This window comes from Gemmatimonadaceae bacterium, assembly GCA_037721215.1.
Taxonomy (GTDB): Bacteria; Gemmatimonadota; Gemmatimonadetes; order Gemmatimonadales; family Gemmatimonadaceae; genus UBA4720.
Map to the genome: position 1 here is coordinate 125,767 of JBBJNV010000001.1, position 25,150 is coordinate 150,916.

At 60.5% G+C, this 25,150-nt stretch carries 22 protein-coding genes and 1 riboswitch; of the genes, 6 read left to right on the forward strand and 16 right to left on the reverse strand.

Going from position 1 to position 25,150, the window contains the following annotated elements:
• Positions 1–31: 31 nt before the first annotated feature.
• Genes nth through WKF55_00565 form a run of 7 tightly spaced genes read right to left on the reverse strand, consistent with a single transcriptional unit; the run spans position 32 to position 6,091 of the window.
• Complete coding sequence (gene nth / locus WKF55_00535; protein MEJ7758052.1) at positions 32–721, reverse strand: endonuclease III; 690 nt, start codon at positions 719–721, stop codon at positions 32–34.
• Positions 718–2,457, reverse strand: coding sequence for a PHP domain-containing protein (locus tag WKF55_00540; GenBank protein ID MEJ7758053.1), 1,740 nt, complete (start codon positions 2,455–2,457; stop codon positions 718–720). Before WKF55_00540 ends, nth begins: the two co-directional genes overlap by 4 nt.
• Before the next feature lie 28 nt (positions 2,458–2,485).
• Positions 2,486–2,635 (reverse strand): hypothetical protein, encoded by a 150-nt coding sequence (locus tag WKF55_00545; protein ID MEJ7758054.1) that lies wholly within the window; start codon positions 2,633–2,635, stop codon positions 2,486–2,488.
• A complete protein-coding gene (locus WKF55_00550; GenBank protein MEJ7758055.1) occupies positions 2,635–2,931 on the reverse strand; it encodes a hypothetical protein in 297 nt (98 codons plus the stop codon). Before WKF55_00550 ends, WKF55_00545 begins: the two co-directional genes overlap by 1 nt.
• A gap of 13 nt (positions 2,932–2,944) precedes the next feature.
• Entirely contained in the window at positions 2,945–3,826 is an 882-nt protein-coding gene (locus WKF55_00555) for an alpha/beta hydrolase (GenBank protein ID MEJ7758056.1), read from the reverse strand.
• Between the two features lie 13 nt (positions 3,827–3,839).
• A complete protein-coding gene (locus WKF55_00560) occupies positions 3,840–5,132 on the reverse strand; it encodes a M28 family peptidase (GenBank protein ID MEJ7758057.1) in 1,293 nt (430 codons plus the stop codon).
• A gap of 56 nt (positions 5,133–5,188) precedes the next feature.
• Positions 5,189–6,091, reverse strand: a complete 903-nt coding sequence (locus tag WKF55_00565) for a histone deacetylase (GenBank protein MEJ7758058.1) — start codon at positions 6,089–6,091, stop codon at positions 5,189–5,191.
• Between the two features lie 83 nt (positions 6,092–6,174).
• Here WKF55_00565 and WKF55_00570 point away from each other — a divergent pair, with 83 nt between their 5' ends.
• Positions 6,175–8,055, forward strand: a complete 1,881-nt coding sequence (locus WKF55_00570; protein MEJ7758059.1) for a PDZ domain-containing protein — start codon at positions 6,175–6,177, stop codon at positions 8,053–8,055.
• A 34-nt stretch (positions 8,056–8,089) separates the two neighbouring features.
• Here the strand turns inward: WKF55_00570 and WKF55_00575 are convergent, their stop codons facing one another.
• From WKF55_00575 to WKF55_00615, 9 genes are all read right to left on the reverse strand, one after another.
• The gene (locus WKF55_00575) at positions 8,090–9,535 is read right to left on the reverse strand and encodes an aminopeptidase P family protein (protein MEJ7758060.1); all 1,446 of its coding nucleotides are present in this window, start codon (positions 9,533–9,535) and stop codon (positions 8,090–8,092) included.
• 166 nt (positions 9,536–9,701) lie between these two features.
• Positions 9,702–10,871, reverse strand: a complete 1,170-nt coding sequence (locus tag WKF55_00580) for an acyl-CoA dehydrogenase (GenBank protein ID MEJ7758061.1) — start codon at positions 10,869–10,871, stop codon at positions 9,702–9,704.
• On the reverse strand, positions 10,868–11,422 hold the full coding sequence (locus WKF55_00585) for a hypothetical protein (protein ID MEJ7758062.1): 555 nt from the start codon (positions 11,420–11,422) through the stop codon (positions 10,868–10,870). Before WKF55_00585 ends, WKF55_00580 begins: the two co-directional genes overlap by 4 nt.
• Positions 11,419–11,913, reverse strand: coding sequence for a CbiX/SirB N-terminal domain-containing protein (locus WKF55_00590; protein MEJ7758063.1), 495 nt, complete (start codon positions 11,911–11,913; stop codon positions 11,419–11,421). The genes WKF55_00585 and WKF55_00590 overlap by 4 nt, the downstream gene beginning before the upstream one ends.
• Positions 11,910–13,448: an AarF/UbiB family protein gene (locus tag WKF55_00595; protein MEJ7758064.1), complete on the reverse strand. Its 1,539-nt coding sequence runs from the start codon at positions 13,446–13,448 to the stop codon at positions 11,910–11,912. The genes WKF55_00590 and WKF55_00595 overlap by 4 nt, the downstream gene beginning before the upstream one ends.
• Positions 13,449–13,581: 133 nt before the next feature.
• On the reverse strand, positions 13,582–15,474 hold the full coding sequence (locus WKF55_00600) for a bifunctional homocysteine S-methyltransferase/methylenetetrahydrofolate reductase (protein MEJ7758065.1): 1,893 nt from the start codon (positions 15,472–15,474) through the stop codon (positions 13,582–13,584).
• 19 nt (positions 15,475–15,493) lie between these two features.
• Positions 15,494–19,186, reverse strand: a complete 3,693-nt coding sequence (gene metH / locus WKF55_00605; protein MEJ7758066.1) for a methionine synthase — start codon at positions 19,184–19,186, stop codon at positions 15,494–15,496.
• Between the two features lie 32 nt (positions 19,187–19,218).
• Positions 19,219–19,293: riboswitch (SAM riboswitch) on the reverse strand.
• A gap of 154 nt (positions 19,294–19,447) precedes the next feature.
• Positions 19,448–20,008 (reverse strand): protein-export chaperone SecB, encoded by a 561-nt coding sequence (locus WKF55_00610; protein MEJ7758067.1) that lies wholly within the window; start codon positions 20,006–20,008, stop codon positions 19,448–19,450.
• A 140-nt stretch (positions 20,009–20,148) separates the two neighbouring features.
• On the reverse strand, positions 20,149–21,705 hold the full coding sequence (locus tag WKF55_00615; GenBank protein MEJ7758068.1) for a beta-N-acetylhexosaminidase: 1,557 nt from the start codon (positions 21,703–21,705) through the stop codon (positions 20,149–20,151).
• 585 nt (positions 21,706–22,290) lie between these two features.
• Between WKF55_00615 and WKF55_00620 the strand changes: the two genes are divergently transcribed.
• The 5 genes from WKF55_00620 (at position 22,291) to WKF55_00640 (ending at position 25,126) form a co-directional block, all read left to right on the forward strand.
• Positions 22,291–23,223: a beta-propeller domain-containing protein gene (locus WKF55_00620; protein MEJ7758069.1), complete on the forward strand. Its 933-nt coding sequence runs from the start codon at positions 22,291–22,293 to the stop codon at positions 23,221–23,223.
• On the forward strand, positions 23,220–23,678 hold the full coding sequence (locus WKF55_00625) for a hypothetical protein (GenBank protein ID MEJ7758070.1): 459 nt from the start codon (positions 23,220–23,222) through the stop codon (positions 23,676–23,678). Before WKF55_00620 ends, WKF55_00625 begins: the two co-directional genes overlap by 4 nt.
• A 244-nt stretch (positions 23,679–23,922) precedes the next feature.
• Positions 23,923–24,210, forward strand: coding sequence for a CopG family transcriptional regulator (locus WKF55_00630; protein ID MEJ7758071.1), 288 nt, complete (start codon positions 23,923–23,925; stop codon positions 24,208–24,210).
• Positions 24,201–24,617 carry a type II toxin-antitoxin system VapC family toxin gene (locus WKF55_00635; protein ID MEJ7758072.1) on the forward strand — a complete coding sequence of 139 codons (417 nt, stop codon included), beginning with the start codon at positions 24,201–24,203 and terminating at the stop codon, positions 24,615–24,617. Before WKF55_00630 ends, WKF55_00635 begins: the two co-directional genes overlap by 10 nt.
• 176 nt (positions 24,618–24,793) lie before the next feature.
• Entirely contained in the window at positions 24,794–25,126 is a 333-nt protein-coding gene (locus WKF55_00640; protein MEJ7758073.1) for a hypothetical protein, read from the forward strand.
• Positions 25,127–25,150 lie beyond the last annotated feature (24 nt).

Consider the following 25,150-nt stretch of genomic DNA (forward strand, 5'->3'; position numbering starts at 1 on the left):
TTATTCGGGGAAAGTTGGCTGAATGATAACATCAAACCCGGCTGGACGGGCAGGTGTCGTTAAGGATGCACGCGGCACACTTCGGATTGCGGGCGAGGCAGATTCGCCGGCCGTGAAATATCAGCAGGTGAGAGAGCAACGCCCACTCCTCACGCGGGAAAAGAGGCATCAGTGCTTTCTCGACCTTGACCGGGTCTGTCTCGTTGGTAAGGCCGAGCCGAACGGCCAGTCGCCCGACATGAGTGTCGACGACGACGCCTTCATTCATACCAAACGCATTACCGAGCAATACGTTCGCCGTCTTGCGCCCTACGCCGGGCAACTCGACAAGATCTTCCATGGTCGAAGGAACGACACCGCCGTGTCGCGCGGTTACAGCAGCGGCCATTCCGAGAAGGCTTCTGGTCTTGCTTCGAAAAAAACCCGCGCTGCGAATAAGGTCTTCCACGACCGCCGGCTCGGCAGTCGCCAGCGAGTCAGCATCGGGGAACGCCTTGAACAAGGCGGGTGTCACCAGGTTCACCCGCTTGTCGGTGCATTGAGCGCTGAGTATCGTCGCTACGAGCAGTTGAAGCGGAGACTCGAAGTCAAGCTCGCAATGGGCATCCGGATACTCCCGCCTGAGGCGTGCGAGTGTGTCGAGCGCGTAGGCCTTGAGCGCCGCACCACGTTTTTTCCGTGGTCGACGCGGAATCTGTCCCGCGGACGCGGGGTTCTTCACTGACTCTTCCTCGCACGAGCGACTGCCAGAACACGCTCTGCGGGCATAGCGTTGAGAACGTCGGAGGCTCGCAGCCACGCTTTGCGGGCGATGCCCACTCCAATGTGAACATTGTCGAGACTGGCTTCAGAGTGCGCATCAGGTCCAATCTCGATGATGACGCCTCGTTCTCTGGCCTTGCCCAACTCACGCCAGTCGAGATCGAGCCGGTGCGGATCAGCATTGAGCTCGAGGGCCACGCCGGTCTCGGCTGCCCGCTCGATAACCGCATCGAGATCGATGGGATATCCTTCCCTCGACAGCAGCAATCGTCCGGTAGGATGCCCGAGTATCGTCAGCCGCGGATCTTCCATCGCGGCCAGCACGCGAGCCGTCATCTTTCCGACACCCATGCTGAAGCGGGAATGCACGGAGCCGATCACGAAGTCGAAAAGGTCTAGCGTGTCATCATCGTAGTCGAGACGGCCGTCGCTCAGGATGTCAACTTCAATGCCCTTGAGAATCCGAAACTCCGGCGCCGCGGAGTTGAGCTTATCGATCTCCTCATGCTGCTCCAGAACCTCGTCGCGTTTCATCCCACCGGCATAAAACGCGGCTTGGGAATGATCGGTTACCCCAAGGTAGGTCCAGCCGCGCCGGCGGGCCGCGCCCGCCATTTCTGCGATGCTCGCTGAACCATCCGACCAGGTGGAGTGGCAGTGCAGAACGCCAAGAATGTCCTCGCTCGTGAGCAGGGCCGGCAACGACCTTGCCGCCGCCGCCTCGATCTCGCCCATTCCTTCGCGTAGCTCAGGGGGAATAACGTCCAGATCGAGCGCTGCAAAAAGCTCCGCTTCCGTGGCAAGAGGAATCATTTGCGCCGATGCATCCATCAATGCCGAATCCGTCAAGGTCATGCCGCGCTCAGCCGCGTACTCGCGCATTTGTGTGACGTGCACCGCACTGCCGGTTTCGCGCCAGACTGGAATTCCCGCGTTTCCCTGCGAAACACAGGTGAGCCTGAGACGCGCCTCGTCCACGTAACGAATTGAGATTGTCGCTTCGCCAGGCAAGACTGTGGTCGATGACTCCATCACTGGCATTGCGTTGCCGAAGGAATGCGCAACTTCAGCCGGATCGCCTCGGCAGACGGCAACCACACGCACCTCACCGATGGTCTCGCAGTGCTGCCTTGCCGAGCCGGCGATGACTGCGGTTGAAACGTCGGGATGAGCCAGGACGCTGTTTCGCATCGCCACGGCCTGCTCCAGTCCGCGGTGATAAAGCGTGCGGCCCCCGGACCGTCGAAGAAACTCGATGCCTTTGAGCACCCGGCCAGCCGTCTTCGCACCGAACCGAGGCAGCTTTGCCAGCCGCCCGTCGAGCGCCGCCTGCTCCAGCTCGCCAATGGTCTCAATCCCCAGTGAGCCATGGATCAAGTGCACCTTCGCAGGGCTGAGTCCGGGAACGCGCGCCATCTCGATGAGACCGAGGGGCGTTGCTTCGATGAGACGTCTCAGGTAGCTCGACTCACCGCTTTCGAGCAATTCCTCAACTACTGACAGCGTGGCCGGCCCAATTCCTGGAGTGGCCATCAGCTCACCTGACGCGATCAGCGGTCCGAGATCATCGGCGCCGAGAGCCAGTATGGCGCGAGCGGCATTCCGGTATGCGCGAGCGTTGAATCGCGGACCGCCGTCAATCTCGAGAAGCGCGCCGATCTGCGCAAGGAAATGGGCAGCAGTGCGGGAGTCCATACCGCAATATACGCCTGCCAGCCCTCTGCTAGCCCTCCATCCCCGCGCGACTGGGAAGCCTGTCGATCATCTCATGAAGTCGCCGCTGGATCAGCTTGATTTCCTGTTTCGCGCCTTCGTGATCCAGCAGTCCGTTTCGCATGTTGATTGAGACCCGGTTCATATACTTGATCTTCATCAGCATCTCGTCGGTGGCTCTGCGGAGTGACGTATACCGGCGTTTGTCAGCGCGGGCGCGATGGTAACGGTGGGTACGTCGGCATTCAGCCGCCGTGCAAAATCGATCGCCTTCTCGACAGTACGGCCGGGAATCGCGCCGTGGTCGGGTATTCCTTCGCCGGTTTCCGGGTCAGAGAAAAGCAGCCGGCCGATATGCTCGATGCCATCGTACGCGATGCGGAGGGAAACAGTGATTGGCTTCCCATCCATCTCGACCGGCGACAGGTGATGCTGGATTACGCCGAAATCTGACATCTCTTGCCGCAGGTCACTGAGGGTCTTGCGCGGCGAGGAATTTGTCCAGCGCCGCAAACAACCGGCCGGGCTGTTCAACGTACGGAACATGCCCGCAGTCGTCCAGCAGGACGAGCTCGGCACTCATCGCCTCGGCGCCCTCAATGGATGACTCCAAGGGAATGGGATCATCACGTCCGTGCACAAACAGCGTCGGGCAATGAGCGGGCTGCAGCTCAGAAATGAGATTGTACTCCGCGCCAAGACTTGACCAGACCGATTGCATTACCCGGCCAGTCACCCGGAATGGCGTGAGATTCACCGCGTTACCGGGGTCGGCGAAGTAGGGAGCAACGGCGAGCTCGAACGTTCGCGCCCTATAGGCGGCAGGATCGGTTTCTCTGATCCCCGATGCTTCGAGTTCGTCTCGTATTGCGCGAATCCGCGGGCCATCCTGCCTCGTGGCAAATTCCTTTTCGAACAAGCGCCGGTAGTCGCGCGCCAGCGGTGCCGGATCGATGAGCGCAAGGCTGGCAGGCAGACGCAACGATGCATCGCGTCTCGTTTCGAGAAGGTAGAGAAGCGCAAGCATCCCGCCCCACGAGTACCCGACGATCGACACCGGATCGATCGAAAATTCGGCGATGATCGCAGCCAGGTCGGCGACGTGCGTTGCCGCGCTGATGTCCGCACCGGCGGCCGCCCGCGATCGTCCGCCTCCGCGCTGGTCGTAGAAAAGGACATCGTAACGTCTGGCAAGGTGGAGCATCTGCGGCAGCAGGTAATCGTGATGCGCGCCGGGACCGCCATGAAGAACGAGCAGGCGCCGGGCTCCCTGCGGACCGTAGGCCGCCCAGTAAAGCGGCTCTTCGGTTGTAGTTGTAAATCCCGATTCACGCGGCGCAGGGATGGCCAAAGGTGCCGTGGTTCTACCCTCCGCGTTTGCCGAGTGTGATCATCAGCTGAACGCGCTCGCTCCCGCGCAGCACGATGATCTTCACTGCGTCCCCCGGTTTGTGTGCGTAGAGGGCGTCGGTGTACGTGTAGAGATCCTTCACCGGCGAGCCGCCGAAATCAACGATGAGATCGCCGGCTCTGAGACCTCCGAGGTCCGCGGGACTCCCCGCGCGCACTCCTGTCAGGCGCAGTCCCGGTGTGCTCCCAGCGGCCATGTCGGGAATCGAGCCAAGGTATGTCTGGGAGGCCGCGCGGTTACCCGTCAATGCCGGCGGGCCGACCGAACGGACAAAGGCGAGACGGGCCGGCCGGTCCGCCATTGCGCGGGTCACGCGGTGCGCGAGATCGACCACGCGCGCGGTACCCCCGGCGTTGAATTTGTCTGCGTCGTCCGTGGCTCGGTGATAATCGTCGTGAAGATCGGTGAAAAAGTGTAGAACGGGGATATCCTTTCCGTAGAATGAGCTGTGGTCGGAGGGACCGAATCCGTCACCGATTCCGGTGACCTTGAGTGGTGCATCGGCTCCGATGTTGGCTGTCCGAAGAAGCTCGGGGAGCTCGGTGGCCGTCGCGGTGCCGTAGACGATGAGCTTGTCGTCGCGCAGCCTGCCGACCATATCGAAATTCAGCATGCCTGTGATGCTGGACAGCGGAACTGGCGGATTTTCGACGAACCATCGTGAGCCAAGAAGTCCAAGCTCCTCGCCGCTGAAGGCGATGAAGATTACGGATCGGCGTGGCGGATTGGCAGCGAGGAGGCGGGCCAGTTCGAGAACGGTGGCAGTACCGGATGCATTGTCGTCGGCGCCGTTGCGGATTGCGTCGGTCGCGCCGGGATCCAGCGAAGATTCGCTGGACCGACCGAGGTGATCGAAGTGGGCGCCGACAACCAGATATTGATTTCGCAATGACGGGTCTGTCCCGCGAAGAATCCCGACGACATTCTGGGTGGCGCGGGATCGGGTGGCTCCCTGATGGGCATCCTGTGCCGACCGGGCGTCAAACCGCTGGATGTATCCGGGGAATGGCTGGATAAGGCCGAGCTTCCCGTAACGCCGCGCAATCCAGGCGGCTGCACTGTCGTTGCCAGGAGTTCCCGTCCCGCGTCCCTCGAGCGCGTCGCTCGCCAGGAACAGGACATCACTGCGAATCGCAGTTGAATCTGCGGGGGAAAGACCGGAAACGTGGGGACGCGCCGTCGCGCAGCCAGTCACAAGCACTGCCAGAGCGAAGGTTGTTGCCTGCGTGAGCGATCTGTGAATCATCGGTAAGCTCTTTTCAGGAGGTCGGCCACATTGCCCGCGTAAAGGGGTTGTCATGCTCAGGCGTAGGTACTCGCGACCCGCGCAGTGTTGACGTGGACCTGCACGGTGTCTCCAATGTAGTTCCCATACCCGCCCGCGACTGCGGCGACGACAGGAATTCCAACAGCCCGGCAACTTTCGAACACCATCACATCCCGCCGCAGCAATCCGTCGAACGTCAGTTTCATTCTGCCAAGCCGATCGCCTTCATGGGTGTCGGAGCCGGCGAGGTAAAAAACCAGGTCCGGATTTGCAGATCCGATTACGCCCGGCAATGCATTCTCGAGCAGGGCGAGATACACGTCGTCACCGACACCGTCGTCCAGTTCTATATCGAGCGAACCCGCGATCTTTCTGAACGGATAGTTCTTTCGCCCATGCATGCTGAACGTGAACGCATCAGCGTCGTCCGTGAACAGCTCATGAGTTCCGTTGCCCTGGTGAACGTCGAGATCGATTACTGCCACTCGCGTGATTCGTCGTCGCGCCCGTAGCATCCGGGTCGCGACGACCACATCGTTGAAAATGCAGTAACCCTCGCCGTGATCGGCGAATGCGTGGTGAGTACCTCCAGCAAGCGTCATTGCAATGCCGGCATCGAGCGCGTGCAGTGCGGCCTCGCATGTCGAACCCGTCGCTCGCAGCGAACGCTCGGCAAGCTCGCTCGACCAGGGCAGCCCGATGAGCCGCTGTTCCGCAACAGTGAGAGTTCCACCGGTGATTGCGTTGACGTACCGGCTCGTGTGTACCCGCAGCAGGTCTTCGACGGATGCGCGGCCGGGATGATCGTGCAGGTGATCGGACCGGGTGATCCCTTCCGCGAGCACCTGATCCCGGATCATCGCGTATTTCTCGATCGGAAACCGGTGCCCCCCGGGCAGCGGAAATGTGTATCGCGCGGAGCTCCATACGTGAAGCACGGTTTGTCGGGTGAGACGGGTGATTCGTGGCGGGGCACAGGGCGAATATGGCACTGCCCGCCGCAGGCTTGTAACGTATTGGAGTGAAACACATCCTGCTGACCCTTACCACGCTCACGGCGTCCGTATTTTTCGCCATCGATGCTTTCGCGCAGGGCCCGCCGCGCGCTGAGACGGCGGCCCGCGCCCAGACGGGCTCCCAGGTCTCGATGCCAATCTCGGCAATCCGCTACGATGTCACATTCGATTCGACGACGGCTCTCTCGCGTACCATCGCCGTCAGGATGTCGTTCACCACGAGTTCCGCCGGAGAGGTTCTGCTGTCCCTGCCGTCGTGGACACCTGGATCATATACGATCGGCAACTTCGCCAGGTATGTCTCCCGCTTCGGAGCGCGGTCGGGATTGGATTCGCTCGACTGGGACAAGACTGACCCGGACACGTGGCGCATCCAGGCGGCGGGACCGGGTAACGTGACGGTGGCGTTCGACTATCGTGCGGATTCTCTCGACACCGCGCTGTCGTGGACCAGGCCCAACTTCGCCTTTTTCAACGGGACGAATCTGTTTCTGTATCCCGAGGGGCAGGGAACCGACTTCGTGGCGACGGTGAGTGTGAGAACCGAGCCGGCCTGGCGGGTGATTACCGGAATGACGTCCACTGGCTCGCCGCGCACTTACGCTGCCTCGAGCTACCACGATCTGGTGGATATGCCTTTTTTCGTCGGCCGCTTCGACGTTGACAGTGCTCAGGCCGCCGGGAAGCAATTCCGCATCGCGACCTACCCAATTGGAAGCGTAACACCCGCGGTCCGCACAGTCATGTTCAGCCAGATGTCGAAGATCGTCCCTCAGCAAGCTGCGATTTTCGGTGAAGTGCCCTGGAATACCTACACGCTTCTTCAGGTCTCCGACCCTGATTTCCCGAGCGGCGCCGCTGCCGGGCTGGAGCATCAGAACTCGCATCTCGACATCGTCTCGCCAATAGTCGTTGGCAACCCCGCGCTGGCATCTCTTTACGCGCACGAAGTTTTTCATGCCTGGAACGTGAAGCGCCTGCGGCCTGCAGACCTCGTGCCCTACGTGTATGACAGGCCACAGCCAACTCCGCTGCTGTGGATCAGCGAAGGTGTCACCGACTATTATGCAGATCTTACCGGAGTGCGTGCGAGGGTCATCACGCCTGAGGGGTTTTATGCAGCCACGATAGCAAAGATCGAAAACGTGCGTCAGGCAATTCCAACTGCGCTCGAGGATGCGTCGCTGTCGGCCTGGATCAGCCCGGTGAACGGAACGTCGGACCTCTACTACGACAAGGGCTCGCTCGCCGGTCTGCTTCTGGACATCGCAATCCGTGATGCAAGCGACAACCAGCGATCGCTCGACACCGTGATGCGGGAATTGTATGGGAGCACATATAAACGTGGCCTGGGTTTTTCGAACTCGGATTGGTGGACATCTGTCTCGCGGGCAGCCGGAGGCAGATCGTTTGCGGAGTTCGAGCGGCGGTACGTTGATGGGCGCGACCCGTTTCCATATGACAGCATTCTGCCGCTCGCAGGGTTGCGGCTGCTTGTCGAATCGTCGGTGCAGCCCTCTCTCGGTGTTTCCGTCTCGGCGGACGATCAAGGTGCACGTGTAGTGCAGGTCATAGTTGGCGGTCCTGGTAACACCGCTGGCGTGAAGCTCGGGGATTATCTGGTGTCGATCGGAGGACTTACGGTCTCAGATCCGACCTTCGCGCAAAAGTTCAATGACAAGTACGCGGCCGTTCCGCCGGGCGGAACGATCGCGGTGCAAGTGAGACGAGGCACCGAGATGCTGACGTTCACGGCGCCGGCGAAGTTCACGACGTCGGAACGCAGGCGGCTGATCGCAGTGACGAATGCCACTGTGAAGGCGGTAAGGATTCGCAACGGATTGCTGAATGGGGCCGGATGGGCAGGTGGCGCCGCGCCCCGGTGAACAGCACTACTTACAGCGAGTTTCTGATATTCGATTAACGCCCGGTAGCCCGGTACCATTCCACTTTGCCTGCATCCCGCGAGCTGGGTCCGGTCCAGGGCTCGCGCATGATTGCCTCGATCTCCGGAATCTCCCGTGGCGCTTTCGATATCCACTCAACGCCGGCCGGCGTAACGATGTAGTCGTCCTCGATCCGTACGCCGATGTTCCGGTACTTTTCCACGGCGGGGCGAATTCTCGCAATCATCGCCAGGTTGCGCGGTGTCTTCGGAATGATGTCGAGCAGATTCTCGCGCACGTAAATCCCGGGCTCGATGGTAAAAGCGCTTCCGGCAACAAGATTGTCCTCACCCGGATCGTGCACATCCAGACCTATCGGGTGTCCAAGCCCGTGCATGTAGAACAGTGACAGCTGGCTGCATGGTTGGGTCCCGGGGGCGCCGCAATCGTACGTCGCGCCTGCAGCTTCAATCAGCCCTATCCGCGCCAGAGATGCCGACAACGAGGCCTGAGCCGCCGAGACGAGGGCTGCGTAGGGTTTGTTCACTGCCGCTACACGTTCAGCTGCGGCCTGCGCGTCACGAACGGCTGTGTAAATGTCCCGCTGAACCGGAGAGAATGTGCCGTCGGCCGGAATCGTCCTCGTAATATCGGCCGAGTAGCCGAGGTAGGCAGCGCCGATATCCATGACGATGACGTCGTCGCGCTCGATGAAACGGTCGTTGGCGTTATAGTGAAGAGTGGTCGAATTCGGTCCGGAACCGAGTATCGATCCGAACCCCGGCCGGTCCGCGCCATTCCGCCGAAAGGTGTATTCGACGAGTGCCTGAATCTCGAACTCGTTCATGCCCGGTTCCATCGCGTGCATCGCCTCGCGATGCGCATCGACGGTGATCGCGACCGCTTTCCGGATAAATCCGAGCTCCGCCGCGCTTTTCACTCTGCGGCCAGCGTTGACTCTCGCGGTAATCGATTGCGCGGTTACGCCCTGGTTGCGGCCAGCGATCGCGGATACGAGCTGATCGTCGCGCGTCATTATCTCCCGATTGGCGCGATAATCTCCAACGACATGCAGCGCTTTGGCGGCACCGGAGGCGTAGAGTGAATCGATAACCGAGGGCAATGCGGACGATGGTCTTGCATCGAATCCATACTTTGCAATCGCTCCCTGAACCCCCAGCCGCCGTCCCTCCCACACTTCACGAGCAGGATTGCTCGGCGCGACGAAAATGATGGGCTTCCCGGCCACTGCGCCTTTGCGCACTACCATCACCAGCGCGGCATCCGGCTCACTGAATCCGGTGAGGTAGCTGAATGGAGAGTTCTGGAAGAAATTGATGTAGTCTTCCACCGGTGCTGCGGAACCGAGGGCGAGCACGATCCCGTCGGGCAAACCCTGGATGAGGGCCGACCGACGGGCCGTGTATTCAGCAGCCGGAACCTGCGACGACACGGGCGCTGTTGCCGCGGACGCGGTCATGGCGCAAGCGACGACCAGAAGGAGCGGAAGAAAGCGCGAGCCTCGTGGTCGTACATGCCGGGCATGCCGGGCATGCCGGGCATGCAGGACATGCAGGACATGCAGGACATGCGGCGAAGCTAGCTCTTGCGACCGCGATCGTGGGATGATTGTCATTGTCCGGTGGTCAACGCTTCAGAACTGCTTTGGCGATCGTCTGCAGCTGCATGTTGGACGTGCCCTCGTAGATCGCGCCGATCTTCGCGTCACGGTAGAACTTCTCGACCGGATAATCCCTCGTGTATCCGTATCCGCCGAAGAGCTCGACGCAAAGTGAGGTCACACGTTCGCAAACCTGCGACGCGAATAATTTTGCCATTGCACCCTCACGGGCGATGTCGCGGCCAGCATCCTTGAGGCGCGATGCATTGTACACCATGAGACGTGCCGCCTCGAGCTCGGTTGCCGCCTGGGCCACCTGGAACTGGACACCCTGAAACTCGGACAGCGCTTTCCCGAATTGCTTCCGCTCATTGAGATATCGTACCGCGGCGTCGAGGGCACCCTGCGCGACGCCGATCATCTGTGCGCCGATCCCGATACGTCCTTCGTTGAGCGTCTCGATTGCGATCTTGTAGCCCTGGCCAACCGGCCCGAGGACATTTTCCTCCGGGACTTCACAATCGTCGAGTAGAAGCTCAACAGTGCTCGAGGCGCGTATACCCAGCTTGTCTTCCTTCTTGCCAACGCTGAATCCCCTGAACTCCCGCTCGACGATAAAAGCTGTAATCCCCTTGTATCCGGACGACGGGTTGGCGTTCGCAAACACCACGTAAATCCCGGCCTCGGCGCCGTTGGTGATCCACAACTTCTGGCCGTTGAGGATCCACTTGTCACCCTGTTTGTCGGCGCGGCAGGCCAGGCCAAATGCGTCAGATCCCGAGCCGGATTCGGATAGTGCATACGCGCCGACGGTGTCGGATGTAAGACGCGGCAGATACTTCGACTTCTGTAATTCAGTGCCGTAGCGGTTTATCGGATAATTGACGAGAGTGTTCTGTACGTCGCAGAGGATCGCCGCGGACGCATCGACACGGCTGATAGCCTCGATAGCGAGCGTCACCATGAACAACGATCCGCCAGCACCGCCGTATTCCTCGGGGACTTCGATTCCCATAAGACCGAGCTCGAAGTATTTCGGGATCAGCGATGGCGAAATCTTCGCCGCATTTTCCATCTCCATCACGATCGGCCGCACGGATTCCTCGGCAAAACCTGCAACCGCGTCGCGGAACATCTCTTCCTCTTCGGAGAGAACTGTCAGCGCGGTGCGCGCGACTTCGAGATCGGTCGTCATGCAGGGGGCGCAGCGCTGAGCTTAACCACCGCAACGCCAATGAGGCTCTCGAGGGAGCCGGTGGACGAACAATGCACAGTAGCCCCCGCGCCCGGCTTGGTCATCGATCCGCTGAATTTGGTCTCGATCTTCATACCGGTAGGGTCTGGCCACATTCGCGTAACGAGAGACACTCTGACGGGATACGCGTTGGCTTGCTGTCCAGCGAAGGGATCGATTCCGCAATCGAGATACCGGGACACTTCGCCAGTCCCTATCCGCCGCGAAATGACGACACTGCGATTACCCAGTTCACCGGCAGGACGATTGAGATATTTCACCTCGACACCGATCATCGAATAGGCCCCGAGTATCGCGTTCCACGTCCTGTCCGGGGTGGCGGGGACTGCGACAGCCGAACCCCCGGGGTTGGCGTCGGTCCTGACGGTTCCTACCTTGTCGTCAAAGATGATATCCCGCTGTCGTTGCGAAGTGGACGGCGTGCCGCTGGCGCAGGCGCTGACTGTGAAAGCGATAAGAACCAGTGCGCAGCGCATGAGTAAAATTGTCATCGCAGGTTGGTGCTCCACATATCCTCCGCGGCAGCAGGTTGTTTCGCGCGACAGGCGTCTCCACAGAGAGTCTGGGAGCATGCAGGATCCCAGCATTGGTCGGCATTAATCGAGGCAAGCCCGGGCGCGGTGGGGATACCAGCGCGACCGAGTATTATTTCGCCGAGTTTTTCATGCACTCCGAATGCCGGAGTGACAGTGAATGTGACGCTGGGATGAGTTCGGGCCGTCTCAGCAACTATCCGTGGAATGTCGGATGTCGAATGCCGGCCCGGCGACAGCATGTAGGGGAAGACCGTGACTTCTGTAGCGCCGGCTTCGACGCAGCTGCTGAAACCGGCACCGATGGATGGTTCAGACAACTCCATGTGCGCCAGCCGGACGATGACATCCGGGCCCGCCATGGCCTGAACGAGATTAGCCATGCAGACGAGCATGTCGTTCGCCTCACGTTTGCGCGATCCGTGATCGACAAGGAGAATTGCTTTCATATCACTGGAAGATGTTCGGAAGGCGAGGCAGGGGAAAGTGGAGGCAGGTGCGCCGGGGGAATTTGCTTCGGCGGGTCGACCCAGGCGCTGAATGGGGCCAGCAGCGCGGGCAGGCCGCTTGCGACCACTCCCGCAATCTGCCGAGTCGCGTGGAGGATCACGCGGCCTATGTCGCCGGCCAGTTGCGCAATGAGAACCGCGATGTGCTCACGGGCGATCGTATCGCTTCCCATCGCCGCGAAGAACGCCCGGCGGTGACGCAAAATCAGTGGGCCGGCAAAGTTCACCGGATTGAACCGCGGCACGTACCGTGCGCCGATGCCTTCAATCAGCGCCACGGCGCGGCCGAAGAACACCAGCTCTCCCCTCAGCACGATCGGCCAGTCATAGATTGTCCGCATCACGTCGTCCGCAAGCGTGCGATCGGTAAGCATTCGATTCGCAATCTCAGCTGACGCAATCCCTTCGAACGCCATCTGCAGCAACACGTCGACCAGCCGGCGGATGACAGTAACATCGGTTCCAGGCTCTACAATGCCAAGCTCGAAGAACCCTTTGATGACCCCATCTGCGTCACGCGACACTGCCGCAAGGGCGGTTCGGATGAGTTGCTGACGGAGCGTCGGATCAACCCGAACCACCATTCCGAAGTCGAGCAACACAAGCCTGCCATCATCGGTGACGAGGAGATTCCCGGCGTGTGGGTCGGCGTGAAATAGTCCGTCGACAAGCATCATCTGGATGTAGGCCTCTACGACAGCTTCGACAACCTGCTCGCCTTTGACAAGGCCATCTGCAATGAGCGGGGCGAGTGCGTCGACGCGGGTGCCCTGCATGTACTCCATCACGACGACGCGCTGACGGGTAAGTGCAGGGACGATTCGGGGAATGAGGACGCGTGGATTACCGGCGAAGCTTTCACCGATGGCCGTTGCGTACGCTGCCTCCTGCCGAAAGTCCATCTCCTCACCGATGCGCAGCGCAAACTCATCGACAACGACGCGGAACGCGGTGAGATGCGGATTCGACCAGCGGGCGGAGACAATATCGATCAGGCGACGAACGGCGCGGATGTCCATGGCGACGAGGCTTTCCACATTCGGGCGCAAAACCTTGACGACGACTTCGGCGCCGTCGTGTCGCGCACGATAGACCTGGCCAAGTGACCCTGCGGCGAGCGGCTCGCGTCCGAGCCCTTCGAAGATCTCATCGGGGTGTTGTCCGTAGCTCGCGACGAGTTCACGCTCAATGTCCTCGAAGGGAACTGCGGGCACCTGGTCGGTGAGCGAGCCGAGTGCGGTGAGGTATGGTTCCGGTACGACGTCGGGGCGGGAGCCAAAGACCTGCGCGAGCTTTACGAAGGTGGGGCCGAGTGAGACGAGGGTCGTGACGAGTTGCAGGGCTCGACGCTGATGGAATACGGCATCGCGCGGTGTTGAACCGCCAGCGACGATCCATCGGCGGAAATCGCGAGCAAAGGAAAACGCTAACGGCAGCAGGCGCCGTATGATGACGAACGTGCGGAGATGAGCCACGTCAGTTGTACCCGGAGTGCGGGTCGGAGTTACTGGCAGTTCCAGAGTGCCTCAACCACAGATGACACAGAATAGCACGGATGTCACAGATGGACACACCTGGACACCACACGGACACAGATGCCACCGCCGGTTAAGCCGCGCTGCCGGTCAGCGTCTCTTTGAAGACTTCCAGCGCCAGTTCGACCTTGCCGAATGGCGCCGAAACCTGGACTCCCTGCACCGAGGGGCGCACTCGATCGAGCATTTCGCGGGCGATAGCGATTCCTTCCTGAACTCCGTGCTCCTTCGACTTGTCATTCGCGCGGCGCATGCGCGATATGACGTGATCGGGAACGGTGACGCCGGGAACCTCGTTGGCGAGAAATTCAGCGTTACGCACTGAGACTAGAGGCCAGATTCCCGCAATGATCGGAATCCTGTTGCCATCGAGCTTCTCCAGGAACGCCTCGAGCTGTTCCACGTCGAACACCGGCTGCGTAATCGCGTACTCGGCCCCAGCTTCGACTTTCCACGTGAAGCGCCGGAGCTCGTGAGTGAGATCGATCGCGCCGGGGTTCACACCAACGCCAATCGTGAAGCAGGTTGGTGCGCCGATGGAATTGCCGCCCGGGTCGAGGCCGTGGTTCAGCTTGTTGACGAGATTGGTGAGGCCGATCGCGTCGATGTCAAATACCGCGGTGGCATTCGGGTATGGTCCCATTTTCGGCGGATCGCCGGTGATGATGAGCATGTTCCGGAGCCCGATTGCAGATGCCCCCAGCAGGTCGGAGAGCATGCCGAGCAGGTTGCGGTCGCGGCAGCAGTAGTGGGTGACCGTTTCGATGCCGACTTTCTGCTCGATCAGCAGGCTGGTTAAAAGGGCTCCCATACGACTTTGCGCGCGGGGACCATCGGGGACATTGACGGCATCTACTCCCGCGAGCTTGAGAGCTTCTGTGTCGCGGAGCATCTTGCTCGCGTCGACGCCGCGGGGCGGGACGATCTCTACAGAAGTGAGGAACTCACCGCGCGCGAGCTTTCCGCCAAAGCGCGATCGTTGCTCGAGAGGGATGGGATCCACCCCCTTGTCGCCGGGTGGCGCGGCGCTACCTCCCAGGCCGACCGCTTTCCTCATCGGCACTCTCGCCTGACGGGGAGAAAGCGGTCGAATGCCTTCGACCATTGCCGCGATGTGTTCAGGTGTTGTTCCGCAGCATCCACCGACGATTCGCGAGCCTCCCCGAACCAGGTGAGCGGCGTAGGTCCCCATGTATTCGGGACTCGCCATGTACATGCTGCGCCCCCCGACTTCACGAGGCATTCCTGCGTTCGGCTGAGCGCTGAGCTTGCGCCTCGTGACACGAGTCATTTTCTCGATTGCCTCGAGAATCGTCTGCGGGCCCACTGAACAGTTGAGCCCGAGAATGTCAGCACCGAATGCATCGAGCGACTGCGCGATATCCTCGGCGGAGTCACCGAAGGGCGTAAGGCAGTCTACGCCAATCGTCATCTGGGCTATCACCGGCATTCCCTGGTCGACCAATCGCGCAGCAAGAATTGCCTGTTCGATTTCGGAAAGATCGCCAAACGTTTCGAGCAGGAAGAAATCTGCGCCACCGTCTTTCAGTCCCCGCAGCTGCTCAGCGAAAATTTCGCGTGCTTCTTCGAGTGACGTGGGACCGTATGGCTCGAGGCGGATTCCCAGTGGGCCGACAGCTCCGGCGACGAGCACGTTGTCGCCGGCAGCTTCACGAGCGAGCGTAGCGGCGGCGCGGTTTATCTCGATTACCTGCGATTCGAGTCCGTAGGGTGTGAGCTTGGTGCGGCTCGCGCCGAAAGTGTTCGTCTCAACTACATCTGCGCCGGCTTTCACATACTCGGCGTGAACTGCCCGAACGAGATCTGGTGAACGGAGGTTGAGCTCGTCATAACACTGATTGATGAACACGCCGCGGGAGTAGAGCATGGTTCCCATCGCGCCGTCGAAGACGATGACCTGCTGTGGATCCAGAAGCCGCTGGACGAGGTATGTGCGGTCTGTCATCGCTTCGGCCGCGGGGGAATCATTTATCCGAGCGCGCCTCAGCGAGGGAGATCTCGCCGGAAGCGGCGCGATCGAGGGCGACGGATTCGTTTATGGAGTCAGTTGCGCTCTCGGCATCGGCAACTTTTCCTGCCCCATCTCCAGCGATCCCTCTGACAGCGTAGTACTTCGCCTCAGGATGATGGATGATGATCGCCGCCGTGCTTTGTTCGGGCATCAGCTGGAACGCCTCGGTCATCGTCATGCCGAGTGCATCCGTCGCGGGAAGAAGCTTGAAGACAGTGGCATGATCGTCGAGGTCGGGGCATGCGCCGTAGCCCCATGAGTATCGCTTGCCGCCGCGTGCTGTGTTGGTCGACGCACCGTCCTCGACTCCCGTCGTTTCAATGTCCAGCTCGCGTTTGATGCGCCGGTGCATCCACTCGGCCGTCGCCTCCGCGGTTTCGACCGAGAGCCCGTGCGAATAGAAAGCCTCGGTGTACTCATTGGCCCCCTGCAGCTTCTCGAAATGGGTTGTCGCTTCGTTGCCGACAGTCACAACCTGCAGCGGAACGACATCGACGTCGCCCGACTCGACAGAGCGGATGTAATCCGCAAGGCACAGCCGCTCTCTGCCCACCATCCTTGGAAAATGGAAGCGCCCGATTTCACGGAGCGAGCCACCATCGCTGCTGTATGCGGCAGGATCATAGAGAATGATGTCGTTGCCCTGCGATTGCGCCGGGAAATAACCGTATACCGCCTGCGGCTTGACCCATTCATGGTGCTCGGCGTCCAACTTCAGACGTGCAAGGGCGGGTTCGAACTCGTCCCGGATCGTGGCTTCGTATTTCTCCCCGGAACCGCGTGCTCCCCATTGGAGCCGGTAGAGCTCATCGAGGTCAAGAAGGTCGAAGACTTCGCCGACGGGAATGTCCCGAAGCACTCGCGTTCCCCAGAACGGAGGTGCGGGTACGCGGTTGTTCGCGGCTACGTCGCTTCGCGCGCCCGCCTCATCGCCTCGCGCGATGTCCTTGCCAACATCGGTATGGAGGAAGACATCATTGCGCGCGTCCGTGAGGTTCTTCGTGACGAACGCATCTCGCCGATCAGAGTCCTGGAGCACGTCCATCGTGTCCAGACCTTCGAACGCGTCCTTGCAGTAGAACACGCCAGACGTGTACTCGCGTTCGCCGTCCACGAACATGGCGCGACGGCCGAAGCGGCGGTTGATTGCGGCGCCACCGATAAGGACCGGGATTTTCATGTTGCGTTTGTCCAGCTCCTTCACGCAGAGCGGCATCTGCTTCGATGTCGAGACGAGCAGCGCGCTCAGTCCGATCGCGTCGGCGCCGACTTCGACTGCTTTTTCGAGGATAGTATTGACCGGGACTTGTTTGCCGAGGTCGTAGACCGTGTAGCCGTTATTGGAGAGGATCGTGTTGACCAGGGATTTGCCGATGTCGTGCACGTCTCCGTAGACAGTCGCGAGAACGACTTTGCCTTTGGTGTAGCCTTCGGCTTTCTCGAGGAACTGCTCGAGGTGTTTGACCGCCTTTTTCATGACTTCGGCGGACTGCAGAACAAACGGAAGGATCAGCTCGCCGGCGCCAAACTTGTCGCCGACTTCCTTCATCGCGGGGAGAAGGACTTCATTCAGCACTCGTACGGGCGTCTCGCGGACTCCGGCAGCGTCGAGGTGATCTTCGATCCCTTCCTTCTTGCGGTGGAGGATCATCCAATGGATGCGCTGCTCCGCGGTCATTCCCGCGGTTGGGTCTTCTTTTTCAGTGGCTGTGCTTTGTCCGTTTCCGCCGACGGTCGAGAAGTACTCGATGAAGTGCTGAAGTGCTTCCGGATTCTTGTTGAACACGAGGTCGTTGGCGAGATCGCGTTCTCTCTCCGAAATCTCCATGTACGGCTTGATGTGAGCCGGGTTGACGATTGCGGCGTCGAGGCCAGCCGCAACGCAGTGGTGAAGGAACACCGAGTTAAGCACCGACCGAGCTTCGGGCGTGAGGCCGAAGCTCACATTGGAGACGCCGAGGATTGTCGACACACCGGGAAGCTCGCGCTTGATGAGGCGGATGCCTTCGATAGTCTCGTGGCCCGAGTTGATCCACTCTTCGTCGCCAGTGGCGAGCGTGAAGGTGAGCGCGTCGTAAATGATGTCTTCAGGGGCGAGGCCGTACTCGTCTACTACTATCTGGTAGATGGCTTTCGCGACCTCGAGTTTGCGCTCACGTGTTTTTGCCATCCCGACTTCGTCGATCGTGAGTGCGATAACTGCGGCGCCGTGGGTTTTGACCAACGGAACGACGGCGTCGATGCGGACGCGGCCGTTCTCCATGTTGATGGAGTTGACGATTCCGCGGCCGGGAATGTGCTTGAGCGCGGCTTCGATGACGTCAGCTTCGGTGGAGTCGATTACCAGCGGGGTTTCAACACTCATGCTGAGCAGCTTCACGACCTTCGACATCTGCTCGGCTTCGTCGGCGCGTTCGGTCAGGGCGACGCAGACGTCGAGGACGTGGGCGCCTGAGTCTACCTGGTCGCGGGCGACCTCAAGGATGCCTTCGTAGTCGTCGGCGAGGAGCAGGCGTTTGACTTTGCGTGAGCCTTGGGAGTTGACGCGTTCGCCGACCAGGAGAGGTGGGGGATCCTGGTGGAGGGTGATGGCGCGCATCGCCGAGCTTACGCGGGGGACTTTGTGGTGATGGGGGCGGGATCCGTTTCCACCAACTTCGGCCCGGGGGCCGACGCTCTTGCCTTCGATTTCGCGGACCGCGTTGACGACTGCCTCGAGATGAGCAGGGGTGGTTCCGCAGCAACCGCCAACGATCCGCACACCAAAATCCTGGACGAATTCCGCCAGTGCCTCGGCCAATGGCCCCGGCTCGAGCGGATAGACGGCTTCACCGATGCCCGTGTTAAGCGGCAATCCAGCGTTGGGAATGACTGAAAGCGGAAGCGTCGCGTTCTCTGACAAATAACGAATCGGCTCGCGCATGAGATCCGGTCCCGTCGAGCAGTTGAGACCGATGACATCGACGCCGAGCGATTCGAGCGTCGTCATCGCGCTCGCGATATCGGTGCCGAGAAGCATGCGCCCCGAGACATCGAGGGTGATCTGCGCCTGAATGGGTATGCGACGCCTCAGCCTGGCGAACAACTGCTCTATGCCGGCGATTGCGGCTTTGACCTCGAGGATGTCCTGGGCGGTTTCGATTAGAAGAAGGTCAACGCCCCCTTCCATGAGATATTGCGCCTGATCGTGAAAATTCCGGGCGAGCTCCTCGAAAGTAATGTTTCCAAGAGCCGGATCGGAGCTGGATGGAAGCATCCCCGTCGGGCCCATTGACGCTGCAACGAATCTCGGGCGGCCGGGTGTCGCATACTTGTCGCAGGCGGCCCGGGCAATGCGCGCGGCGGCGATATTTATCTCACGGACATTGTCGCCTAGTCCCCATTCCTCAAGGCGGCGCGGCGTGCTTTGGAATGTGCACGTCTCAACCACATCGCACCCAACCGCGAGGAACGACTCGTGGATGGCCTGAATTACATCGGGGCGAGTGATGACAAGGTTGTCATTGCAACCTTCGAGTGACTTTCCGCCGAAATCATCGGGCGTGAGGTTGAAGCGCTGGATGCTCGTTCCCATCGCCCCGTCGTAAACGAGAACGCGATTGGCAAGTGCCTGCAGGTAAGAAGAGCCAGTAGGTGTACGAGTCATGCAAAGCTACCAGAACGAAAAAAGCCCACGCGTGGGCGCTGGGCGAAGCGCTTTAGCGGAATATTTAACGTGGCCGCAATTTGCTTGAAATCGCCACGGGATTCGGTTACCTGCATACGATAGCGGACGGTCAACTTCTATGCAAGGTCAAATCCGCCGCTATCCAGTCTTTCCGAAGCTCTGACAAGCCTCTGAAATCGCGTCGTCCGGGTCAGAACGATCAGCAGCTGAGCTTTCGGTTTGTCCTGCCTATGGATTGCTCTACGAGGGCATCGCTTTAGCCACTGGTTTCCGTGCTCTCTTTTTCTGTCGCGTTGGCTGCGACGCCTGCTTAAGTGTGAGCCGAGCCATGAGCGTCGCCAGCGCGGGATCCGCTGCCGCTTGACGAACGCCAGTTGCGTTCTGATCCATGCCGGCGATCAGATGATGTACGTTGATGGGGGGCATGGTGAATGCACCAAAGTAGCCGCGTGAAGTCAGGGCACTAATGGCTTCTCGAAGGTAGGGCATCAACATCGCAGGGCCGTTCAGCGTCGCGAACGTTTCAAGCGAAACATCAGGAGTCTCCGTCGGCAGCCTGAACGATCCTACCATGGATACCTCGACCTCCTCCAGCCTTCCGCGGGTCGCGGCAAGGGTGACTCCAAGAAGCACGTCCATGAACTCGCCTTCCACGAACCGCCAGTCCCACCGGAACGTCACATCACCCAATTCGTCAGCAGGCAGAGTCTCTGTTTCCTGGACCGTGGCGTACCTGAGGTCCGTCGCAAAGAAGCGAACCGGTACGTAGGTCCTTGAGGCTGGACGCCTGACTTCGATCACGGGGCCAGAACCTTCGAAAGAGACATTCGTGCATTTGCTCAGCCACCCGGGCCACAGATTAGCAACTGAGGAAGGCGATTTCCCATATGCGATAGCTGCATCAGGGAGGCGCAGATTCTCGGATGATTCCCGGACGTCAGCTACCTCCCCGTGTTGACTCCAAGCGCATGCAACCTCCCCGCCTGCATCCCGAGCCTCCGCTGAAACCCTTCCCACCCCATCAACGCCCCGCGCGTCCATCCCACCTCGGCCACCGCAATCAACCTCGGAAACGCCATCGACTCGAAATCCTCAACCTTTACGAGCGTCTCCGACCAGAGGGGAGCCTCAATTCCCAACACCGAACTCTCACCTACCCCTGGAATAAAGGTCGCCGGATCCCAGTCATAGCTCGTCCTCACCTGATTAAATCCGGCCCAGTTCAACCCAAGCACAGTCGAGCTGTCGTACTTCATGTCGAGATAGATTTTCTTCGCGGGCGACATGATCACTTTGCCACCACGCGCCGCATGCACGGCTGAAGAATCCTTGATCCAACTCTGCACCACAGTCGTCGGGAGCAGCTGAGCAGGCGCAATCTCACCCCACCCGATCATTCGCTTGCCATTCGCATTCACGATTCCCTGCATTCGCTCGACAAACCTCCGGTATTGCGCCGGAGTCAGCGTCTTGACCTCGTCGCCACCGATGTGGAAGTACGGCCCTGGCGTAAGCGACGAGATCTCACGCACCACATCTTCGAGGATTGGATAAATCACCGCGCTATCGACGCAGACGGCACTGAAGCCCACGCGGATGCCAGTGTAGACTGGCGGCGGCACCTTGTTGCAGTTGAGCTCGGGATACGACGCGAGCGCCGCATTCGTGTGGCCCGGCATATCGATCTCCGGCACGATCATGATGAACTGCCTCGCCGCATACGCGACGATTTCACTGTAGTCGGACTGACTGTAAAATCCCCCGCGTCCGCCGCCGACCTGCGTACTCCCTCCGATCCTTGCGAGTTCGGGGCGCGACTTAATCTCGATCCGCCACCCCTGATCGTCCGACAGGTGCAGATGCAGGCGGTTCATCTTGTAGAGTGCCATCAGATCTATAAAGCGCTTGATGTCGCCGACGCCGAGGAAGTGGCGGGAGACGTCGAGCATCATGCCACGCCACTCGAACCGCGGAGCATCCACGATACGCCCCGCCGGCAAAGTCAACTGGCGCTTTAGAGCGGCAGGATGTTCGACCGACGCCGGGAGCAGCTGCCGAATGGTCTGTACGCCGTAAAAAAGCCCAGCGGGCGTTCGGGCCGCGATTGTTACCATGCCGGCAGCGATAGTCAGCTCATAACCTTCGGCTCCGCCTGCGACGTTAGCCGAATCGATCCTCAGATAAAATGTTTTCGCCGGCAACGAGGCGCCTGGGGCGAGTTCTTGAATCTCGGGCTTCAACGCCGGCCCGAGCATGGTCGCCAGATAACCGGCGACCCCCTCGACCGCCGTGCCAGCGCCCCGGTCAACGTGGATGGTCGTAAGCGTATCAACCACGAATGTCTGCGCGGGATCGAGTTGAACTGACCCGGGCAACGGAATGACGCCGTGCCCCGCACCCACCGCTCGCGAAACAGGGAGCGGCGCGGTTCCGGGGGGACGACCCGTGCAGGCGGCCAACACCAGCACGACGAGTGATAGCGTACGCTGAGTATTCACCGAGCAGGGTCCTGAGTGTTAACGAGTTCGACAACGACAGAGAACGCATGTCGCGACGGCAATAGTATAAGCATCGCACCTTAACACGGCGCCCGCCATTCGAACACTCAGGACACTCGTCTGCACCTGAAGATCGCCGCTGCAAGCCGAAATCGACAGCATTCCGGTACGCAACCGGGTTGCCTCGATGAACGTCGCCACGTCGTTGCGGTCGCCGCCCGCGTGTGCAACCTCCCCTAGGTTCGGTCGTCCAACTCACTGACACCTATATCGAGGCAGGATGCTGCGAAAGTCCCTCATGCTCACTGCCCCGCGGCGTTCCACGCTGCCGCTTTAAACGCTCCGGTCGGAGCGCAGGAAAGTGACGGGGGTGGACTTACCGCATTCCGTTCGGAACGGGAGCTCTCTGCGTACCTCCGCGAGGTCGCCGGCCAACGCCGCCGATGGCTGGACATCGAACAGCGCGAGCGAATGCGCAAATGGCGGGGCAGGTTGTCACCCGCAGCCTGTCCGTCGTCCGACTCACAATCGAAAGTACAAGTCACACGACGCTGGGCGGCGAAGCGAGCCCAGGCGACGCCCCGTTTGCTCGTAATTCGCGGACGAGCCACCGATTTTGCCGGGGGCGCGCTCGCTGGCGTGTCGGTAGGAATAGCGTCGCTGGGTCTTGGAGCCAACACGACAGCTGACGGCCGCTTCCGCCTGGAGATTCCCGCCGAGAGCACGATCAGGCGTTCGAAAATGACGATAGTTGCGCGGCGGATTGGCTTTGCCACAGCAAAACTCGACCTCGACGTAGGCGTCATGGACTCCCTGACTGCCACGATTCGCCTTTGCTCGACGATAATGGAACTGCAGGATGCTCACGTAGTGAGTGGCGTCGCCGCATACGAATCCATCACCAACACGCAGCACGCCGGCGTCGACGAAGGCGGAATCGTGAAGCTCCGCGGCGAACACCTTTTAATCCTTCGTCGCGGACGGCTGTTTACGGTATCAATCGCCGATCGTGACACGCGGCCAATGTCGACGGTCGATGCGTTTGGCCCGGGACTCGATCCCAGCGGAGCATGGTACGACGAATTGATCCTCGCCGGTAACAAGGTTGTCGTTGTCGGCTTCAGCTACGCGCGCGGCGGAACGGAGCTGGGTGTATTCGAGATCGATGACGCCGGTCGCCTTCGATATCTGTCCACGTACCCTCTCCGTTCCAACGACTATTACTCGTCACGCAATTACGCGTCGCGCCTCATCGGGTCGAAGCTGGTGTTCTACACGCCGCTGACACTTTCCAGCGATCCCACAACGGTCTCGGAGAATCTTCCGTCAATGCGCAAATGGCGCGAGGGAGGCGAGCGCGAAGCATTCCAGCCGATTGTGCGGAAGCGCGAGGCGACGGCATGTGGAGAGGAGAAGTCGCCGCGGGAGACGCGGCGCTCCTGCGTGTCCCGCGGTCGTCGTTCGGAAGCGGCAGGCGGATGGCCGCAGGTGCGCGCTATCGCGCACTCGCGCTCATGAAAGGCTACGTCACCCACAACCGGTTCGTCGGCGACCATCTTCTCTACGGTCTCGGCAATGGCTGGGGCGCACAGGCAGTCGCGGCGTCGGCACTGCACGTTGTACCGATCGAACCTGGACCTGCGACGGAGATTAAGCTGCCGCATGGCGTGGACCGCATCGAGCCGATGTCACCGGGAGCGATGGTGATCGGGGCAGATGGCAATGACCTTCATTTTTCGGGTATCCGCCTCGGCGCCGCCGGCAGTTTGTCAGCCCGGGATGAGACAGTAATCGACGACGGATGCAAAGCTTCCTGTGTGGATTGGTACGGCAACGCTCGGCCATTGTTCGTCGGCGACCGGATTTTCGCGCTGCTGGGATACGAGCTGGTCGAAGGCTCGTATCGCGATGGTCGAATGGCGGAAGTGCGTCGCAGCAATTTCGCGCCCGCATCGCGGGTGTTGGCAAGGTAGATCCCGGCCCCCAATTCACGCTGCGGCGCGATAGACGCGGCGCGGAGATGCCTTGCTATCAAGGGCGAAGCCTGATGTTCGTTTTAACACTATCAACAGGCTCGCTAAGCTACACTACTTAGTCGAGCCGATCATGCCATACAGCCCGTTGCCCGTCCCGCGTCTTCTCAGCGTTCGCTGCCAGGAACGGAGTGTAAGTGTCTACCGTTGACGTATGTATTGCAATCGCATACAATTGTAATACATGAAAGCCGCTGCCCTGACCCTTCGCCTCTCTGTCGAGGTTGCGAGACGTCTCGCCAGCATTGCGCGAGCCCGAGGTATTCCCAAGTCCCAGGTTGTGCGGGAAGCCGTGGCCCGCTACCTCGCTCCGTCGGGATCCGGGTCCGAATCATCGCGCCTTACAGCCCGTATGCTTGCCGAGCGGTGGAACGACATTCCCCGGCTCACCCCGGAAGAGTTATCCGAATTTCATGACGACATCGCCACCGGCCGGAAAAAAATGCGGCTGCCTGCAACGGCATGGGAGTGATTCTCGACACGTCGATGCTGATTGCCGCCGAGCGTCGCGCGATCCGTTTCGAATCACTGCTGGAGAAGCTGGGGAACGAGCCCGTCGCAATGGCCGCCATCACGGCGTCGGAATTATTGCACGGTTACCACAGGGCAACTGAGCCGGCCGTACGCGCACGCCGCGGCGCGTTTGTCGATGCGCTGCTCGACCTGATTCCGGTGCTCCCGTTCGGGCTCCCCGAAGCCCGTCGTCACGCGGCGCTGTGGGCCGATCTGACTCGCACAGGAGCCGTCATCGGACCACACGATCTCCTGGTCGGCGCAACTGCCATTGCCCATGGCAGGGCAGTCGCGACGCTCAATCGCAGGGAGTTCGCGCGGATTCCGGGATTGAGACTCGTTAGTCTGGACGATTTTCTGCGTTGACGCGGCTGCGTCTACACAGGCCGCGGTAAGCGAATCCACTGACGGGGTCGGAACAGATCCGGCTCCAGTTGCGGCAATTCCATTTCTCGTAAAACCAATCGTCATCGGCCATCTCTCTCCAACCGATGACCTTTCGCCCTCGGCAATCCGCATCTTACCACAGGAGAGAACCGCCCATGAGCGACACTTCAGTAATCGGACCCCCGCAAGCGACCGCCACAGCGTCGTCGCTGCCCCCCGCAACTCATACCGTAGACTCGATACTCGACCAGCTCGACCAGTTTCAGCAGCGAGCGACATACGGCGCCGTCGCCGGCATCGTTGATTCATCGCCACGATCACTGATGACTGGGCGCCCGCGTGATCCGAGAAGCTCCTGGATCGTGAGTGGCAAAAACGGAATGCCCACCGGCTATGAACCGGACCAGACACATCCGGCAATCAAATCACGCCAGGAAATACTCGACTCCAGACAGGCGCTCGAAAGCTGGTTGCAGAATCCGGCATGAAACGGTCAGGGTTCGAAACCATCG

Excerpts from the sequence above, each read along its gene's own strand:
- WKF55_00560 (MEJ7758057.1), bottom strand. The coding sequence starts at position 5,132 with ATGATTCACAGATCGCTCACGCAGGCAACAACCTTCGCTCTGGCAGTG.
- WKF55_00600 (MEJ7758065.1), bottom strand. The coding sequence starts at position 15,474 with ATGACAGACCGCACATACCTCGTCCAGCGGCTTCTGGATCCACAGCAG.
- WKF55_00550 (MEJ7758055.1), bottom strand. The coding sequence starts at position 2,931 with ATGTCAGATTTCGGCGTAATCCAGCATCACCTGTCGCCGGTCGAGATG.
- WKF55_00640 (MEJ7758073.1), top strand. The coding sequence starts at position 24,794 with ATGAGCGACACTTCAGTAATCGGACCCCCGCAAGCGACCGCCACAGCG.
- WKF55_00575 (MEJ7758060.1), bottom strand. The coding sequence starts at position 9,535 with ATGACCGCGTCCGCGGCAACAGCGCCCGTGTCGTCGCAGGTTCCGGCT.
- WKF55_00580 (MEJ7758061.1), bottom strand. The coding sequence starts at position 10,871 with ATGACGACCGATCTCGAAGTCGCGCGCACCGCGCTGACAGTTCTCTCC.
- WKF55_00630 (MEJ7758071.1), top strand. The coding sequence starts at position 23,923 with ATGAAAGCCGCTGCCCTGACCCTTCGCCTCTCTGTCGAGGTTGCGAGA.
- WKF55_00625 (MEJ7758070.1), top strand. The coding sequence starts at position 23,220 with ATGAAAGGCTACGTCACCCACAACCGGTTCGTCGGCGACCATCTTCTC.
- WKF55_00540 (MEJ7758053.1), bottom strand. The coding sequence starts at position 2,457 with ATGGACTCCCGCACTGCTGCCCATTTCCTTGCGCAGATCGGCGCGCTT.
- WKF55_00635 (MEJ7758072.1), top strand. The coding sequence starts at position 24,201 with ATGGGAGTGATTCTCGACACGTCGATGCTGATTGCCGCCGAGCGTCGC.
- WKF55_00590 (MEJ7758063.1), bottom strand. The coding sequence starts at position 11,913 with ATGAAAGCAATTCTCCTTGTCGATCACGGATCGCGCAAACGTGAGGCG.
- WKF55_00545 (MEJ7758054.1), bottom strand. The coding sequence starts at position 2,635 with ATGAAGATCAAGTATATGAACCGGGTCTCAATCAACATGCGAAACGGA.
- metH (MEJ7758066.1), bottom strand. The coding sequence starts at position 19,186 with ATGACTCGTACACCTACTGGCTCTTCTTACCTGCAGGCACTTGCCAAT.
- WKF55_00585 (MEJ7758062.1), bottom strand. The coding sequence starts at position 11,422 with ATGACAATTTTACTCATGCGCTGCGCACTGGTTCTTATCGCTTTCACA.